We start from the raw sequence: 15,751 nt of genomic DNA on the forward strand, positions 1-15,751 counted from the left end.
GGGGAGAGTCGGTAGTGAAATCTTGGTTCTCGGTAGTAAACACATGAACCTCGGTGAGTAACGCGCAAGCCTGTAATAAAAAACGAAAGGACTGGTGTCACGATGAAGAAGGTATTGAGAAACGTACTTGTATTGCGAGACAACAACGAATGGAAGGGTCAGGATGTGTGGATCGAGGGAGAGCATATCGTAGCCGTCACGACTCCTTACGAGTTAGCAACACAAAATGCCCAAGAAATCGACGGTACAGGTCTTCACTGCTCGCCTGGCCTAATCGACGTACATATTCATTTGCGCGAACCGGGCGGCGAGGCAAAGGAAACGATTGCTACTGGAACGGCATCAGCAGCAAAAGGCGGCTTCACGCACGTATTTCCAATGCCAAACACCAATCCGACACCAGACTCAGCGGAAAAGCTCCAAGCGTTCCAGAAACGAGTAGAAGAAACAGCAGTTGTTCGCGTCTCCCCATACGGCAGCATTACGAAACAGCTAGCCGGTGCTGAACTCGTCCCATTCAATGAAATGACCGACTGCATCGCGTTCACAGATGACGGCAAAGGGGTACAAAATCCTGCCACGATGCTCGAAGCGATGAAGCGTGCAGCCCATCTACAAAAGCCAATCGTCGCCCACTGCGAAGAAGAAGCACTCGTCGCAGAAGGAGGCGTGTTCCACGAAGGAGCCGTTTCTGAACGATTCGGCATTCCAGGCATTTCCTCACTATCTGAAAGCATCCACGTTGGTCGCGATATTTTGCTGGCGGAAGAATCAGGCTGCCGCTACCACGTTTGCCACGTGAGCACAAAGGAAAGCGTTCGCCTCATCCGTGACGCGAAAACAGCCGGTATCCCAGTAACAGCCGAAGTGTCACCGCACCACCTACTACTGTGCGAAGACGACATCACGGAAATTAGCGGTCATTACAAAATGAACCCACCCCTTCGATCAAAAGAGGATCAAGCTGCTTTGCTAGAAGGTTTGCTTGACGGGACGATCGACTGCGTTGCGACAGATCACGCGCCGCACACACCGGCTGAAAAAGAAGGGGAGATCACGACCGCTCCATTTGGCGTCGTTGGACTCGAGTTTGCCTTCTCGGTACTGTATACGAATCTTGTTTTGCCGGGCACACTTTCACTCGAGAGATTGCTAGAAAGCTTAACGACAGTACCACGTAACATCTTCAACGTCCAGCAAGTCATCATCGAACCAGGATCAGTCGCAGATATTACTCTACTTGACTTACAAAAAAAGCAAACCATCCAACCAGACAACTTTGCGACAAAAGGACGTCACACGCCGTTTTCTGGCTGGGACGTACAAGGAATTCCCGTCATGACGATCGTTGGCGGACACATTGTATTTGAGGAGGTACGGGTATGACAATGTTTGTACTAGAAGATGGCACAGTATACGAAAACGAGACACTAGGGAAGATTCATACACCGATCATCGGAGAAGTCGTGTTCCAAACGAGCATGACAGGCTACCAAGAAGTACTAACAGACCCTTCCTACGCTGGCCAAATTATCGTCATGACCTCACCGATGATCGGCAATGTCGGCGTGTCCAAAGAGGATTCCGAAAGCGCACGCCCCTTTGCCAAAGGAATAATCGTTAAAAAGCTTCACCGTACACCAGCGTATTGGCGCCAAGTGGAGAGCTTTGGACAGTTCTTGAGCTCGCACAATGTCATGATTTCAGAAGGGATGGACACGCGTGCGCTCGTTCGCAAACTTAGAACGAAAGGTGTCATGATGGGTGGCTGGTTTCCAGAAGGCACATCCGTAGAGGACGCCTTGTACAAGCTTCAAGCGTACAAAGGAGAAGAGCTCGTCCGTAGCGTCTCAACGCCAAGCCCGTACACGATTCCTGGTAAAGGACACCACGTTGTCGTTGTCGATTTTGGTGTGAAGCGAAACATCCTCACTTGTTTGCAAGAAGCTGGCTGTCAAGTGACGGTCGTGCCTTACCATACATCTTCGAAAGAGATTTTGGCGTATGCCCCGAACGGTGTTCTCCTGTCGAACGGACCTGGAGACCCGAAAGATGTTGATGAAGTATTGCCGATGATTCAAGACTTAACAGCGCGTTTGCCTGTGTTCGGAATTTGTCTCGGCCATCAACTACTAGCGCGCGCATTCGGTGGAGACACGGAAAAACTCCTCTTCGGCCATCGCGGTGCAAACCATCCTGTCAAAGACGAAAGAACAGGTCAAATGTGGATGACGTCACAAAACCATGGATACGCAGTCGTTTCTTCACCAGAGTTATTGCAACAGTTTGACGTAAGCTATACAGCGCTTCACGATGGCACTGTAGAAGGATTAATTCATAAAACCAACCCGGTCACATCCGTACAATTTCACCCAGAAGCCTCACCAGGGCCGCACGACGCAGCCCCATGCTTCGAACCGTTTTTCAAACAAATGAACGACCGCCGCACGTCAAAACAACCTGTCCTACAAGGAGGAAACACGAATGCCAAAGCGTAACGACCTACAAACGATTCTCGTCATCGGATCTGGTCCGATTTCAATCGGGCAAGCAGCCGAATTTGATTACGCAGGAACGCAAGCGTGTCTTGCTCTCCGCGAAGAAGGCTACCGCGTCATCCTTGTCAACTCGAACCCGGCGACGATCATGACAGACGAATCCATTGCTGATGAAGTGTACATGGAGCCACTGACTGCTTCTTACCTCACTCGTATCATCCAAAAAGAACGACCGTGTGCACTACTCCCAACACTAGGAGGGCAAACCGCTCTGAATTTGGCGGTTGAGTTATCCAAAATGGGTATTCTCGCTCAATACGGTGTTGAACTTCTTGGTAGCGATTTGGATGCGATTGAAAAAGCCGAGGATCGTAAACTGTTCCGTGAATTGATGGAAGAGCTAGGCGAGCCTGTTCCAGAGAGCGAAAGTTGTGAAACAGTGGAAGAAGCGAAAAAATTTGCTGAATCAGTCGGCTATCCAGTCATCGTGCGTCCTGCCTATACGCTAGGCGGTACAGGAGGCGGATTGTGTGAAGACGAAGAAGAGCTCATCAAACGTGCCAAAACGGGACTAGAAGCCTCGCCTGTTACGCAAATTTTGGTCGAAAAGTCGATTGCCGGTCGAAAAGAGCTCGAATACGAAATGATGCGCGACCATAACGGGCACACGATCGTTGTGTGTCATATGGAAAACATTGACCCGGTTGGTGTGCACACAGGTGACTCCGTCGTTGTCGCTCCATCACAAACGCTAACCGATAAGGACCATCAAATTCTTCGTAACTCCGCAATTCGTATTTTGAATGCGCTCGGAATTGAGGGAGGCTGTAACGTTCAGTTTTCCTTAGATCCAGAGAGCTTTGCTTACGATGTCATCGAGGTAAACCCGCGCGTCAGTCGCTCCTCCGCGCTCGCGAGTAAAGCGACAGGGTACCCGATTGCAAAAATCGCGGCCAAATTAGCTGTCGGCTATACGCTTGACGAACTCGAAAACCCGATTACAGAATCGACATACGCAAGCTACGAGCCCGCACTCGATTACGTCGTGACGAAACTACCACGCTTTCCGTTTGACAAGTTTCTCACTGCGCACCGCACGCTTGGCCCACAAATGAAAGCAACAGGTGAGGTTATGGCGATCGGGCGTACGTTTACAGAATCGCTCTTAAAAGCAGTACGCTCACTAGAAATGAACGTTTCGCATTTGCGCTTGCCACTAGAAGACATCTCTCATGAGCTCCTGCAAAAACGTATTGAAAAGCCAGGCGATGAGCGTTTGTTTTACATCGCAGAAGCACTCAGACGTGGAATTGGCGTAGATCAGATCGCCACGTGGTCTTCAATCAACGAATTCTTCCTTTATGAATTGCAAGATATCGTACAAATGGAAAGAACGTTAGAGAAAGCGCCTTGGGACGAGCGCAAACTGCGACGTGCAAAGGAGACCGGCTTCTCTGATGATGAAATCGCTCGACTTTGGAACGCATCGTACGAGGAAGTGGAGAAGTTCCGTAAAGATAAAGGCATCACACCTGTTTACAAAATGGTCGACACGTGCGCGGCGGAGTTTGAAGCGAAAACACCATACTTTTACGGGACGTACGAAACAGAACAAGAAGCGATTCCGACAGACAAAAAAAGTGTGCTCATCCTTGGTTCAGGCCCAATTCGTATCGGGCAAGGCATCGAGTTTGACTACTCATGCGTACACGCCACACAAGCGGTGCGTGAGGCAGGCTATGAGGCTATCGTCGTCAACAACAATCCAGAAACGGTATCGACAGACTACTCGCAAAGCGATCGCCTCTATTTTGAACCTTTGACAGTAGAAGATGTCCTGCACATCGTCGAGCAAGAAAAACCAGAAGGCGTACTCGTCCAATTCGGTGGGCAAACAGCGATCGGTCTTGCCGAAGCACTCGAAGCAAGAGGAGTCCACCTATTCGGAATTTCAAACGATCAAATCGACGAGGTAGAAGATCGAGGACGGTTCGAGGACTTTGTGAAACGCATCGGCTTGGCGAAACCAGAAGGCGAAATTGCTCATTCAGAGGAAGAAGCATATACACTTGCTGAAAAGCTCGGCTATCCGTTGATTTTGCGCCCCTCGTACGTACTCGGAGGTCGCGCGATGCATGTCGTCGAGTCTCACGAAGAGCTCGGTCGCATGATCACGGATGAAAAACCGTTCCAAGCAGGCAAATCTTTGCTACTTGACCGGTACGTCAAAGGAATCGAAGTTGAAGTAGACTGCATTACAGACGGCGAGAACGTCTTGCTACCGGGACTTTTAGAGCATGTGGAGCGAGCAGGTGTGCACTCTGGCGACTCAATCGCGGTGTATCCGCCACAACGAATTTCAACTTACATTCAAAACGAAATCGTCCGCCAAACGACATTGATCGCGAAGGAGCTTGGGGCAAAAGGAATTCTGAATTTGCAATTTGTTGCAAATGAGTGGGGTGTGTATGTCATTGAGGTGAACCCACGCGCGAGCCGAACACTTCCGTTCCTAGCAAAAACGACGTATATTCCGTTAGCAAAATGGGCGACGATGCTCGCGCTCGGCTACACGTTTGACCAGCTCGGATTGAAAGCAGGAATGCACCCGTACGAGCAAAACATTTCTGTGAAGATGCCGGTGTTCTCGTTCGCCAAGCTACACCGCGTTGACGTGCAACTCGGCCCAGAAATGAAGTCAACAGGAGAAGCGATCGGTACAGATGTTACGTTCTCGAAAGCTTTGTACAAAGGCTTCCTCGCCGCCGGTATTGAGATGAAAGAAGGCGGGAAAATTCTATTTACGATCGCGGATAAAGACAAAGAAGAAGCACTGCACCTTGCGAAAAGATGGCAGTCGCTCGGCTACGTGTTATGTGCAACATCAGGAACAGCCGAGTTCATGAAAAACCATGGTGTTCGCATCGACGAAGTAAAGGCAAAAATCGGCCAAGACGGCAACAACGTATACGAAGCGGTCCGTTCTGGTGAAATCGCCTTAGTCGTCAATACATGGACGAAAGGACACACACCAGTTCGTGACGGATTTCAACTACGCAGAGCAGCGGTTGAGCGCGGCATTCCGTGTCTCACGTCGCTAGATACGCTAGAAGCATTATGCACAGCGGTCGAATCGATCCAGTTCTCCTTACTTTCGAGAAACAGACGGGAGGAAACGCTCGTATGAGAAAGCACACCTTGACGGTTACATCTCAGCGTCAACTGACGGACACGGTGTTTGAATTAGAACTCGAGGCTCCTCAATTTGAGGGCTTCACTCCCGGACAATTTGCCTTTTTGGATCTAGGAGGTTCGTATTCGTTGGCGCGACCGTTCAGTATTGCGGATGGAAGCAAAGGCATGTGTACGATCGTCTATAAGCGCGTTGGAGCGGGGACCGAGGCGATGACGAGCCTGCAACCAGGCGCAAAGCTCACGGGGATGCTGCCACTAGGCACTGGCTTTGAGATCTACCACCTTTCTACTGAGACGCGCGTCGTCTTAGTAGGCGGAGGTGTCGGGATTCCGCCGTTGTTTGCACTAGCGAAGGTGCTGCGGGGTAGAGGGATCGATGTTTGTGTGGTTATCGGATTTGCCACTACGAGCGAGCGGTTTTACGAGGCACGCTTTGTCGAGTTAGGCTGCGACGTGCGTGTGTACACGAACGACGGAAGCTACGGGCGCAGAGGACTTGTCATAGATGGGGTGGCAGCACTCTTGCAAGAGGATGCGCATGACGTTCTTTACACGTGTGGTCCTCACGGCATGATGAAAGCGGTGCAGGCACTTTGGAAGAAGGAAGGCTATGCCGCGCTGGAAGGACGTATGGCTTGCGGAATTGGCGCTTGTCTGTCGTGCGTTCAGCCCCTACATGATGGGGACAGCAAACGAATTTGCTGCGACGGACCAGCGTTTGCATTGCAGGAGGTGGCACTATGAGTCTAGCTGTTAACCTACCAGGTTTGAACATGAAAAACCCCCTCATGCCGGCATCGGGTTGCTTCGGTTTTGGGGAAGATTATGCGAAATGGTTTGACCTGAATGAGCTTGGGGCGATTGCGACAAAGGCGATTACCGTTGAAAAACGCACGGGGAACGCTACACCGCGAACGGTTGAGACCCCTCATGGAATGCTCAATGCGATCGGCCTGCAAAACCCAGGTCTCGCCGTCATACTGCAAAAAAAGCTCCCGTTTCTCAGACAATACGACATTCCTATTTTGGCAAACGTAGCCGGGTCGACCGAGGAAGACTACGAAACCGTTGTGAAAGCTTTATCAGAAAGTGGTCTTTGTGACGCAATCGAAGTAAACATCTCTTGTCCAAACGTGAAGGAAGGTGGCATCGCGTTCGGGCAAGACGCTAATAAGATTGAAGAATTAACGCGTCGGTTGAAGCAAGTGTCGAGGGTGCCTCTTTATATGAAACTATCGCCAAACGTTACTTCCATTGTGGACTGTGCGAAGGCCGCTGTAGCAGGTGGTGCAGACGGACTTAGTTTGATTAACACACTCGTTGGTATGCGGTTTTCACCGACAACTGGTACGCCGATCTTGGCTAATGGAGTAGGCGGACTGAGTGGTGGGGCGATTTTGCCTGTCGCCTTGCGCATGGTGTATGAAGTGAGAAATTCTGTAAATGTGCCGATCATTGGGATGGGCGGCATAGACAAGTCAGCAGACGTTCTTGAATTTCTGCAAGCAGGGGCTGACGCAGTCGCAGTCGGAACAGCCCACTTCAAACAACCGACGATTTGTGTGGATATCGCAAACGAGCTGGAAGAAACGATCACTGGTAGCGGCTGGGCGTGGAACAAACGGCAGGAGGTGGGCGTATGATTTACGTCGCATTGGATGTACCGACAACGGACGAGGCGATTGCGATCGTGGATGAGTTAGCACCGGAAAACCGTTTTGTCAAAGTCGGCATGGAGCTTTATTATCGAGGCGGGAACGAGCTTGTGCAGGTGCTACAAGAAAAAGGCTGCCGCATCTTCCTAGATGTGAAAATGACCGACATTCCGAACACGGTCTACAAAGCGACAAAGCAATTAGCACAGCTACACGTTGATTTTATTACAATTTGTGCGAACGGCGGTGTCGAGATGATGAAGCGAGCCAGGGAAGCAGTGGAGGAAGTACAAGGGGAGAACCCGACGACGAAGCTGCTTGCTGTGACCTTATTGACGAGCATGGAAGAGAATATGCTTCGCGAAACCTTTCAAACCGAGCTAAGCCCAGAAGAGTGGGTGGCGCACCAAACACGCTTAGCGAAACAAGCGGGAGTAGGCGGCATCGTGTGCTCCGTGTGGGAAAGTGACCGAGTTCGTGCACTCTATCCAGAAGCGACGATCGTGACACCAGGTATTCGTTTGCAAGCAGACGCCTCCCACGACCAAAAACGCGTCGCGACACCAGAAGAAGCTGGACGAAGGGAAAGCGATCACCTCGTAGTCGGACGCTCGATCACGGGAAAACTCAATCGAAACGAAGCGTATGAAACGATGCTAGAAGCGTTCGAACAAGGAAGGGGCGTACGTTCATGAATGTGACAACATCAGGGCTCCAAATGTGCATGGAAAAAGGATTTTTGCAAGTAGACACGAAAGAAGGATTTGTCTGGTCAAGTGGTATGCAGAGCCCAATGTACTGTGACTTCCGGAACGTGTTCAGCGACGTAACGGTGAGAAGACAGCTTGTTAGTGAGTGGAAGGAATTAATTTTGCGTGAGTTTGCCGGCGTAGACGCGGTGATCGGAACAGCAACTGCCGGCATCCCACACGCATCTTGGCTCGCCGAAGAACTCGATTTACCAATGGGCTACGCACGCTCCAAACCGAAAGCTCACGGTCTGGGCAAACAAATCGAAGGCGGGATCGGTCGGGGTGTGAAGGTGCTGATCGTGGAAGATTTGATCTCAACAGGCGGAAGTAGCGCGAATGCAGTAGAGGCTTGTACGAGAGAAGGATACGAGGTGGTAGGCATCACATCGCTGTTCTCGTACGGATTGCAAAAAGCAGTCGAAACGTTTGCTGAGTTAGAGGTGGAAGCACACAGCTTGTATCAATTTGATGATCTACTTCCGTTGTTAGATGGAGACAAAGTAGACGTACGAGCAGTGAAAGAGTGGCACAAGAAGTTTTCCTCTTCTAAATAAGATATACCTTCCCGTGGACAGCGTGTTCCGCGGGTTTTCTTTATAAGTCGATCTTCGAATAGAGTTTATTCCTCGGATAAGAGCGTTAATCCTCGGATAAGAGCGTTAATCCTCGGATAAGAGCGTTAATCCTCGGATAAGAGCGTTAATCCTCGGATAAGAGCGTTAATCCTCGGATAAGAGCGTTAATCCGGGGATAAGAGCGTTAAATCCGGGGATAAGAGCGTTAATCCGGAGATAAGAGCGTTAATCCGGGGATAAGAGCGTTAATCCGGGGATAGGAGCGTTAATCCGGAGATAAGAGCGCTAATCGGGGATAAGAGCGTTAATCCAGAGATAAGAGCGCTAATCCGGAGATAAGAGCGCTAATCCGGAGATAAGAGCGCTAATCCGGAGATAAGAGCGTTAATCCGGAGATAAGAGCGTTAATCCGGAGATAAGAGCGCTAATCCGGAGATAAGAGCGTTAATCCCAATTTAAGAGCTGTTTACCATATTACGGCGTTTTATTTAAGCAATTTTACCTATTCCCAGCAACTACTGCTTTTTTCTCTCACCCTGCTTCGTCAACGGCTTGTGTGCAAGCACCCCCAATCAACTTAGGATGAAGGCACTGGCCTTACTGTGTTACTGCGCCAAATCACCTTCTCACCATGTGGAATAACCAATGTAGACGAACAAAAAGTGGTTGTTGTAACTTATGCAGATCAAAAATGAGGATTGAATATTTGCTGCCAAAAGGTTATAATAGGTTTTAAAATATTCATATATTTTAGAAATTGATGATTCAGAAAAAAACAGTTGACATGCTCCTGAAGCAATTTTATTATAGTTCCAATTAGATATCTGATTTTAGGAAATAATCACACGATTATTGCATGAATATTTACAGTGTAGTTATATTTATACAAAGATGGAGGAACGTTATAACATTAATTTTCCAAATCTTCTAATTACATTTAAATTCCGTGTTTTCAGATTTATATTCATCACGTTTGGTGAAAAAGGGATCTATCACTTGTTGATCGTACCCTTTTTAACTATAAAAAACTAGCAATTTAGGAAGGAGTTGGCTGGACATACCGTTTGGAAGACTTTACATGATGATTCGTTTATAAGAGGGGGAGAAACATGAAGAGGTTCACAAAAAAACACTTTTTTATGCTGCTGCTATTAGCGGTTTCTGTACTCATTTCCGCTTGTAGTAATTCGGAAAGCACGAATGGCCAGGATGGTGGTAATGACACACCAGGTAACGATAGCGGGGCAGAGCAAGTTTTGATTGTTAACGCACTAACTGAACCACCGAGTTTGGATCCGCCATTAATTGATAATCGGACTGCTGGTGAAATTGCGAATCAGTTATTCGAAGGACTTGTTCGTCTAGATGAAAACGCCGAGGCCGTTCCAGGGGTGGCGAAGGAATGGGAAATTTCCGATGATGGGCTTGTTTATACTTTTTACTTAAATGAAAACGCTAAGTGGTCGAACGGTGATCAAGTGACGGCTGAAGACTTTTTCTATTCTTGGGAACGGTCGCTTCGAGCTGAAACAGCCGCACCTTTAGTAAGCAACTTGTTCTTTATCAAAAATGCCGTACAGTATAACAGCGGAGAAATTACAGATCCGGCCGAGCTAGGTATGAAAGTTATCGACGAAACTACTTTTGAGGTCACGTTAGAGCGACCTACCTCCTTTTTCTTAGGGCTCACCTCTTTCTTTAGTGTGCTGCCTATTAATAAAGAAGTAGCAGAGTCAAATCCTGAATGGGCGTCAGAGGCTGACACATTTGTTTCAAATGGTCCGTTCAAACTCCAAAGCTGGGATCATGGCCAAGAATTAGTCATGGTACCTAACGAAAACTATTGGGCTAAAGACAAGGTGAAGTTAGAAGAACTAAAGTGGACGATGGTAAACGATCAAAACACCGAATACGGCATGTACCAAGCGGGTGAAATTGATGTTTCAAGCAACTTCCCTAATAGCATAAAGAGCGACTTGATCGCTTCAGGTGAAGCTGAAAAAGCACCTGCTGCGAGAATGTACTACTTGCGCTATAACAATGACACAGAGCTATTTGCAAACGAAAAAATTAGAAGAGCCCTCGGACTTGCGTTGGATCGTCAATTAATCGTCGATCGGGTCACTCAAGGTGGCGAAACACCAGCACTTGCCTTCATTCCGCCAGGTCTTGGCAGTGGGGCGGGCGAATTTAGAAGTCTAGCTGGAGATGCTCTTTATGAGGACAATGACGTCGAAACGGCGAAACAATTGCTAGAGGAAGGCTTACAGGAGCTCGGATTATCTTCGTTCCCAGAGACTACATTGCTGTTCCAAACGAGCGATACGTATAACAAGCTTACTCAGGCAATGCAAGAGATGTGGAAGCAGAACTTAGGTATCGACATCACTTTGCAAACAATGGAACAGAAAGTATTTATTCAAACGGTAAAATCAGGTGATTACGAGTTTGCGATTTATAGTACGGGTGCTGATTACGACGATGCGAGCAACTTAATGGGTCAATTTACGACAGGGGATATTTACAACTACAGCAATATCTCCATCCCTGAATACGATGATCTCATCGCACAATCAGAAGTAGAGACTGATCTAGAAAAGCGCGCACAGTTAATGGTTGACGCTGAAAAAGTCTTGATAGACGCAATGGCGATCGCTCCTCTTTACTACGGTACGGATGTGTATTTACAAAAAGAAAATGTGAAGGGGATACTACGCTTCCCAATTCAAGCGATTGACTACCGTGAAGCCTACAAAGAATAGCCGGAAGTACTTTCTGATATTTCGTTATTTTATTACAGATCACATGACGAGATCATGAACACGTATCGACTGAAAAAGTGTGTGATAAAGCACACTTTTTCAGTTATTACCCCTTTTTCTTTTGGATTAGCAAGTGTGTGTACTTTACAGCTCTGCTATTGATGACAAGTAGACTAAGTAGTTGATAGTGAATCTACGAACAGGTTGTCAGAGCGTTGATAAGGAGGTAGTCTGTCTTGCGCAAGTTTATCGTTCAAAGACTTTTTGGAGTAATCATCACACTATTTGCGATTATCACCTTAACCTTTTTCCTAATGAATGCCATACCCGGTGATCCGTTTACGAGCGAAGCGAGAATTCCAGAACAAGTGCTCGAAAATTTGAGGAACTATTACGGACTGAATGATCCAATCCTCGTTCAATATTGGAAATACGTAAAAGGGGCGCTGTTATTTGACTTCGGTCCATCGATTAAGTGGGAAAACCAATCTGTCAACGAATTGATTGTTTCAGGGTTTCCTGTCTCAGCCATACTCGGTATACAGGCAATTCTCTTTGCTACCTTTTTTGGGATATTGTTAGGAATTATAGCGGCTTTTAGACATAACAGTGGGCTTGATTACATGTCGATGGTGATTGCCATCATTGGTCTTTCTGTCCCAAGTTTTATTTTTGCGACAATCTTAATTAAGTATCTTGCTGTTGAGCTTCAATGGTTTCCGGTGGCGACTTGGGGGACGTGGAGTCATACGGTGTTGCCTAGTTTGGCGTTAGCGATGGCACCGATGGCCTATATTGCCCGTCTTACCCGGTCTAGTTTATTGGAAGTGTTATCGATGGACTATATTCAAACAGCTATCGCTAAAGGGGTAAGAGGTCCAAGATTTCTCTTCCGTCACGTTTTACGAAATGCGTTAATTCCGGTTGTGACCATTCTAGGCCCTATCACAGCGACGATTTTAACGGGCAGCTTTGTCATCGAGCAAATATTCGGGATCCCTGGATTAGGAAAATACTTTGTTGAGGGAATTGTTGACAGAGACTATCCGCTTATTTTAGGTACAGCTGTGTTTTATAGCGGTATTCTAGTGTTCTTCATCATTCTAGTAGACATCGCTTACGGACTAATTGATCCTCGTATTCGCTTCATGAAAGGGAGGGACTAGACTTGCAAACTGTACCAGATAAACTGTTTCGATATAAAGGAAAAAAAGTAGCAGATGAACAAATTCACGACAAGCCTAGTATCTCTTTCTGGAAGGACGCTTTTATCCGGTTAAGACAAAATAAACTGGCGATGACTGGTTTTGCATTGATTGTTTTATTAATTACGATGGCTATTATAGGACCCTTTCTTGTGCCGTACTCCTATTCAGATCAGACGTTGCTTGACTCTAACTTGCCACCATCAGCAGAGCATTGGTTTGGAACAGACGATTTAGGACGAGATATATTTGCGAGAACGTGGGTAGGCGCTCGAATTTCTTTATTTATTGGCATTACAGCGGTTTTAATCGACCTCATCGTCGGTGTCATCTGGGGAGGAATTGCTGCTTATAAGGGTGGAAAAACAGATGAAGTCATGATGCGAATTGTGGATGTGTTATACGGATTACCACATTTGCTCATCACGATTCTCCTCATGGTCGTATTGAAGCCTGGTTTGGTCACGATTATTATTGCAATGGCAGCAACTGGATGGATTGGGATGGCACGCCTCGTACGCGGGGAAATATTAAGGTTGAAAGGATCAGAGTTTGTGTTGGCATCGAGAGTGTTAGGGGCAAATTTCTTTCGGGTTCTTTTTAAACACTTAATTCCAAATTCAATGGGTCCGATTATCGTCAGTATTACACTGTCTGTACCAGGAGCTATTTTCGCTGAAGCTACGCTAAGTTTTCTCGGTTTGGGAGTACCTGTACCTTTAGCGAGTTGGGGAACGATGACTGCTGAAGGGCTTGTTACCTTGCTTACAGGAGAGATTTGGAGATTATTTTTCCCTGCTTTATTTATCTCACTCACCATGTTTGCCTTTAACGTACTCGGTGATGGGCTAAGGGATGCACTTGATCCAAAGCTTAGAAAATAGTAGAGGGGGATTTTCAATGAGCTGTTTATTGGAAGTGAAAGACTTACACGTACATTTCGAATCGAAAAATAGGTCGGTTCATGCCGTAAGAGGCGTTTCGTTCCATGTGAACAAGGGAGAGGTTTTGGCTATTGTGGGGGAATCAGGTTCAGGGAAATCGGTTACCGCCAAAAGTATTATGAAACTACTTCCCCCAAAAGGAAGTTCCGTCAAAAAGGGCTCGATTTTATTTAATGAGAATGAAATAACGACGATGAGCAAAAAAGAACTTGCTCAAATTAGAGGATCGAAAATCGGAATGATATTTCAAGATCCGATGACTTCATTGAATCCGACGATGAAGGTAGGCGATCAAATCGCTGAAGTGCTCGTTGTCCATAAAGGGATCACCATGAAAGAGGCACGTAAGCAGGCGATCGAATTAATTCAATTGGTGCGTATTCCTAACGCTGTGCATTGTTGTAACAAATACCCTCACCAGCTAAGTGGAGGCATGAGACAACGGATTGTCATTGCGATGGCCATTATTTGTGAGCCTGATCTTTTAATAGCAGATGAGCCAACGACTGCATTGGATGTTACTATTCAAGCGCAAATATTAGATTTACTAAAAGAAATACAGGAAAAAATGGGCATGGCGATTATTTTGATTACCCATGATTTAGGCGTTGTAGCGAAATTTGCTGATCGGGTGAATGTCATGTATGCAGGGAAAATAGTTGAGAACGGCACGACAGAGGACATTTTCAACAATGCAAAGCACCCATACACACTTGGATTACTGCATTCCGTTCCGAAATTAGATCAAGATCAAACACAACGGCTCACGTCTATTGATGGCACGCCTCCTGATTTAGCTACCTCGATAAAGGGTTGTGCGTTTGCTGCGCGGTGCCAATATGCTATGGACGTATGCGACGAATATGATCCGGAAGCGTCCCCATTATCTAAAACGCAAGCAGCCAACTGTTGGTTACTAGATAAGCGGGCTCCGAGGGTGGATCCAACGGTTGAGCTTCACGATGCATCAAATGGGTAAGGGGGGATGAATTAGTGAAAAAAATATTAGAAGTCCAAAACTTAAAAAAATATTTTCATATCGAAAATGGAAATACATTAAAGGCAGTCGACAACGTTTCATTTGAAATTTATGAAGGGGAAACTCTCGGGTTAGTCGGAGAGTCTGGTTGTGGGAAGTCAACGACCGGACGAACGATTATTCGATTGTATGAAGCAACGGAAGGACAGGTACTCTTTGATGGAAAAGACGTCCACAAAATGAAGCGAAATGAAGTAAAGAAAATGAACCAAAAGATGCAAATGATCTTCCAAGACCCATACGCCTCTCTGAACCCTCGCATGACGGTTGGCGACATTATATCTGAGGGGATCGTGATTCATGGGTTATATAAAGGAAAAGAACGTATGGAAAAGGTGTATGAACTCCTCGAAACGGTCGGACTTCATCGCGAGCATGCGAACCGTTATGCCCATGAATTTAGCGGGGGTCAAAGACAAAGAATCGGAATCGCCCGTGCTCTAGCGGTCGAGCCGGATTTTATTATCGCAGATGAACCGATTTCGGCGTTGGATGTGTCTGTGCAAGCGCAAATTGTGAATTTGCTCATAGATTTACAGAAAGAAAAGAAATTAACCTATCTATTTATCTCACACGATTTGTCGATGGTAAAATATATCAGTGACCGCATCGGTGTCATGTATTTAGGTAATATGCTGGAGCTCACGACGAGTGCGAAGCTGTATGAGACCCCTTTGCATCCTTATACGACAGCATTGATGGAGGCAATCCCTGTAGCTGATTTAGATGTGGCATCAAAAACTGCAGAAAGAAAAGCACTAACCGGGGAGATCCCAAGTCCAGTGAACCCCCCGAAAGGCTGCGTGTATGCCTCAAGATGCCCACACGTCAAACCCGAATGCAAAACAGAAAAACCGAAATTACGTGAAGTACAAGACCAACACTTTGTAGCGTGTCATCTGTACGCGTAACATTCGGTAGCTATAGACCAGTAACGACAAGTTCAATTTTTTCCGTACGGCAGAGAATGCTCAGACTTAGTAGAGAATGCTCAGACTTAGTAGAGAATGCTCAGACTTAGTAGAGAATGCTCAGACTTAGTAGAGAATGCTCAGACTTAGTAGAGAATGCTCAGACTCGGCAGAGAATGCTCAGACTTAGTAAAGAATGCTCAGACTTAGTAGAG

12 protein-coding genes are annotated in these 15,751 nt (G+C 46.9%); all 12 read left to right on the plus strand.

Features of this window, described 5'->3' with window-relative positions; genetic code table 11:
• Positions 1 to 102: 102 nt before the first annotated feature.
• Positions 103 to 1,386, plus strand: a complete 1,284-nt coding sequence (locus HHK01_RS06345) for a dihydroorotase (protein ID WP_170006989.1) — start codon at positions 103 to 105, stop codon at positions 1,384 to 1,386.
• Positions 1,383 to 2,498, plus strand: a complete 1,116-nt coding sequence (locus tag HHK01_RS06350; protein ID WP_170006990.1) for a carbamoyl phosphate synthase small subunit — start codon at positions 1,383 to 1,385, stop codon at positions 2,496 to 2,498. Before HHK01_RS06345 ends, HHK01_RS06350 begins: the two co-directional genes overlap by 4 nt.
• A complete protein-coding gene (carB, locus tag HHK01_RS06355; protein WP_170006991.1) occupies positions 2,485 to 5,685 on the plus strand; it encodes a carbamoyl-phosphate synthase large subunit in 3,201 nt (1,066 codons plus the stop codon). Before HHK01_RS06350 ends, carB begins: the two co-directional genes overlap by 14 nt.
• Entirely contained in the window at positions 5,682 to 6,437 is a 756-nt protein-coding gene (locus HHK01_RS06360) for a dihydroorotate dehydrogenase electron transfer subunit (protein ID WP_170006992.1), read from the plus strand. The genes carB and HHK01_RS06360 overlap by 4 nt, the downstream gene beginning before the upstream one ends.
• A complete protein-coding gene (locus tag HHK01_RS06365) occupies positions 6,434 to 7,336 on the plus strand; it encodes a dihydroorotate dehydrogenase (RefSeq protein ID WP_170006993.1) in 903 nt (300 codons plus the stop codon). Before HHK01_RS06360 ends, HHK01_RS06365 begins: the two co-directional genes overlap by 4 nt.
• Entirely contained in the window at positions 7,333 to 8,043 is a 711-nt protein-coding gene (pyrF, locus tag HHK01_RS06370; protein WP_170006994.1) for an orotidine-5'-phosphate decarboxylase, read from the plus strand. The genes HHK01_RS06365 and pyrF overlap by 4 nt, the downstream gene beginning before the upstream one ends.
• Positions 8,040 to 8,654: an orotate phosphoribosyltransferase gene (pyrE, locus tag HHK01_RS06375; protein ID WP_170006995.1), complete on the plus strand. Its 615-nt coding sequence runs from the start codon at positions 8,040 to 8,042 to the stop codon at positions 8,652 to 8,654. The genes pyrF and pyrE overlap by 4 nt, the downstream gene beginning before the upstream one ends.
• A 1,130-nt stretch (positions 8,655 to 9,784) precedes the next feature.
• Positions 9,785 to 11,437, plus strand: coding sequence for a peptide ABC transporter substrate-binding protein (locus HHK01_RS06380; RefSeq protein WP_170006996.1), 1,653 nt, complete (start codon positions 9,785 to 9,787; stop codon positions 11,435 to 11,437).
• A gap of 236 nt (positions 11,438 to 11,673) precedes the next feature.
• The gene (locus HHK01_RS06385; protein WP_170006997.1) at positions 11,674 to 12,603 is read left to right on the plus strand and encodes an ABC transporter permease; all 930 of its coding nucleotides are present in this window, start codon (positions 11,674 to 11,676) and stop codon (positions 12,601 to 12,603) included.
• A 2-nt stretch (positions 12,604 to 12,605) separates the two neighbouring features.
• Positions 12,606 to 13,526 carry an ABC transporter permease gene (locus HHK01_RS06390; protein ID WP_170006998.1) on the plus strand — a complete coding sequence of 307 codons (921 nt, stop codon included), beginning with the start codon at positions 12,606 to 12,608 and terminating at the stop codon, positions 13,524 to 13,526.
• A gap of 16 nt (positions 13,527 to 13,542) precedes the next feature.
• On the plus strand, positions 13,543 to 14,565 hold the full coding sequence (locus tag HHK01_RS06395; RefSeq protein WP_170006999.1) for an ABC transporter ATP-binding protein: 1,023 nt from the start codon (positions 13,543 to 13,545) through the stop codon (positions 14,563 to 14,565).
• 14 nt (positions 14,566 to 14,579) lie between these two features.
• Entirely contained in the window at positions 14,580 to 15,536 is a 957-nt protein-coding gene (locus HHK01_RS06400) for an ABC transporter ATP-binding protein (protein WP_170007000.1), read from the plus strand.
• The last annotated feature ends 215 nt before the right edge of the window (positions 15,537 to 15,751 follow it).

The organism is Bacillus fonticola (genome assembly GCF_012955605.1).
Classification (GTDB): domain Bacteria; phylum Bacillota; class Bacilli; order Bacillales; family JC228; genus Bacillus_CG; species Bacillus_CG fonticola.